Source organism: Kocuria dechangensis, assembly GCF_014636775.1.
In the GTDB taxonomy this organism is placed as follows: Bacteria; Actinomycetota; Actinomycetes; order Actinomycetales; family Micrococcaceae; genus Kocuria; species Kocuria dechangensis.
Map to the genome: position 1 here is coordinate 1 of NZ_BMEQ01000066.1, position 2,552 is coordinate 2,552.

General features: G+C 74.1%; 2 protein-coding genes. Both read right to left on the bottom strand.

What is annotated here, in order from left to right; all coding sequences use genetic code 11:
- Nucleotides 1-124 precede the first annotated feature (124 nt).
- Complete coding sequence (locus tag IEW07_RS20630) at nucleotides 125-841, bottom strand: helix-turn-helix domain-containing protein (protein WP_188540659.1); 717 nt, start codon at nucleotides 839-841, stop codon at nucleotides 125-127.
- The coding region (locus IEW07_RS20635; RefSeq protein WP_229742029.1) for a hypothetical protein at nucleotides 838-2,552 on the bottom strand (1,715 nt) is incomplete at its 5' end. The genes IEW07_RS20630 and IEW07_RS20635, both read right to left, overlap by 4 nt.

A 2,552-nucleotide genomic window follows, 5' to 3' on the forward strand; every position in this document is an offset into this window, starting at 1 on the left:
CAGGACCCCACCGAGCTTCAGACCCCGTCACCAGCGGCCCTGGCCGCTTGACGGAAACCATAGAGGCCCCCCCCGGGGAGGGCGGGCACCGGCAGAGCGGGTGGTGGGGCCCGGTGGTGCCGCGTCACGGTGTGCCCTGCCAGGGGGTGACGCTGATCTGCACCCCGGTGACCGCCACGGTGGAGGTGTCCAGGGTGAGGTAGCGGTGCCGGCCCTGGTCCTTGATCCAGCCCTCGATGCCGCCGGCGTGGGCGGTGATGGCGGCCACGACCTTCTGGATGTCGTAGCCGCCCTTCTCGCCCAGGCGCATCTGCCGGCCGTCGGAGAAGGTGATGTCGAAGGACACCCGCATCGGCGGGCGCTCCTTGGTGCCGTACCGGCGGCGGGCGGCCGAGCGCAGCTGGCGGGCGACGCGCTGCCAGCCGGCGTCGTTGCCCTTCGCCCCGCGGGTCTTGGGGAACTGCGTGGCATAGATCCGCCCGCCCGAGCGCAGGTAGTGGGTTTTCTCCGCCACGTAGCGGCCGCGGGCGGGCACGGGCACGTAGCGGGCGTTGGGCTCGAGGTCGGCCGGGGCGTGGGCCGGTTCCCCGGCCCGGCCGCGCACGTTGGCCACCGCCCCGGCCTTGGTGCGGCGCCGTTGCGGGCGGTGGGTGATGGTGCCGGTGCCGGCCAGCTCGCTCAGGGCGCGCACGAAGTGCGCCCCGGACTTCTTCCCGCGCACGATCTGGGACACCAGGGAGGGGTCCCGGCCCAGGGCGGCGGCGATCTCGCGGTTGCTCATCGCCGCCTGCTCCTTCAGCTGCGCGATCAGCTCGGCCGCGCTGCGCCGCTCGCCGCTCACCGGCTCACCCCCTCACCGGTCTCCTCGCCGGTCTCCTCGCCGGCCTGCCAGGCCGGCCCGGGCCCGGCGGCCTCGGCCCGGTGCATGAGCGCCTCGCGGGCCGCACGGGTGACGGGCACCGGCAGCGGGCCGGGCAGCACCCCTTTCAGCCGCAGCTTCCCCACCCGCCCGTCGTCGGCCCCGCCGCAGGCGGTGGGCAGCGCCCAGGTGGGCACGGTGGTGGTGTAGAGGGCATCACCGTTGATCCCGATGAGCTGGTGCGGGTCCACGTGCAGCGCCCCCGCCGGGGCGGCCTTGGTCCCGTCCAGCACCCTCGCCCTCGCCCTGCCCCAGACCTGGGCGGGGAGCTCGGGGTGGTAGAACTGCCGCTGCCGGTCCGTGACCGGGGAGGGGGCCTGGTAGGTGATGCGAGACCCCCACACCCGGATGCTGTGCTGGTAGGCCTCGGGGACCTCCAAGGCGGAGGACACGCTCACGGTGGAGCGCCGCCCGCGGGAGGCGAACGCCCCGATCGTCTCCAGCAGGATCGCCCGCAGCGCCGTGCGCGCGGCCTCTTTGACGGCCTCGTCGACCTCGGCGATCTCCACCGCCGCCCGGGCGCTGGCCAGCCGCTCGGCGAAGGTGTCCAGCGGCCGGGCCGCGACCGCCCGGGCCTGCCCGCGGATGGCCGGTTTCTGGGCGGTGAACTGCACCGCCTCCACAAACCTGTCGGGGACCCAGCCGTGGGCCACCCCCACCCGCAGCTCGGCGGCATCGACCCAGGTCTGAGCCGTGGCGCCGGGGCGGTTGGGCCAGTACCACCCCGAGGTGCTGCCGGGCACCTGCACCCCCCAGATCCCCAGGTGGTTCCAGCCGGCCGGGACGGTGAAGCGGATGTGGTAGCGGGCCGGGGCGTAGGGGCTCTCCTCGAACAGGTAGTGGGCCTCGATCCCGCGCAACCGCCGGCCCGGGCCCACGGCCAGCTCGTTGCACAGCCCCGCGTACATGAAGCGGCCGTCGATGTAGGCGAACTGCTCCATGCTGTCCTGACCCGATGCGGGATCGATCAGCGGCAGACAATCCGGGTGCTCGGAGAACGACGGGCCCGCGACCAGGTGCTCGATGTGGTGCTGACCGGAGGTGCGGTGGATCTCCTCGGCGATCTCGGCCTCCACCGGGACCGGGTCCAGGTTCGCCGGCATCGACAGCGCCCACAGGTTCTGCCCCGTCGCCGCCGGGGACTTCATCAACGCGCTCAGCTTCGGCTCGGCCCGCCCCAGCGCGGCCGCCACCAGCTCCCACGCCGCCCGCGCCTGGTGGAAACCCAGGCGCCGGGAACCGAACCACGCCGCGGCCGTGGCGACCTCCAGCGGACGCGCCCGCCGATCCCCGACCGGCTGGGTGGCCTGATGGTAGTACCGGCCCGTGGGCGGGGCCTCCAACCAGTGCGCCCCGTGACGCCACCCCGGGGTCTCGGCCATCAACCAGTGCGCCGCCCCGGGCTCGGCCACCGGCAGCTTCCCGGTGAGCATGATCCGCTCCGCCCCGGCCGCGAAGGCCGTGTCCAGCAGATCCGCCAGACTGGGATTCTTCCGCCGCCCCCTGATCACCGGCACCACCGCCCGACCCTCCCACGTCACCCCATACCCGGTGCTCGCATCAGCCCAGAGGATCTTCTGCTCACGCACCCGATACGGCACCGGACGGTTCGACCCCGCCATCACCACTTCCC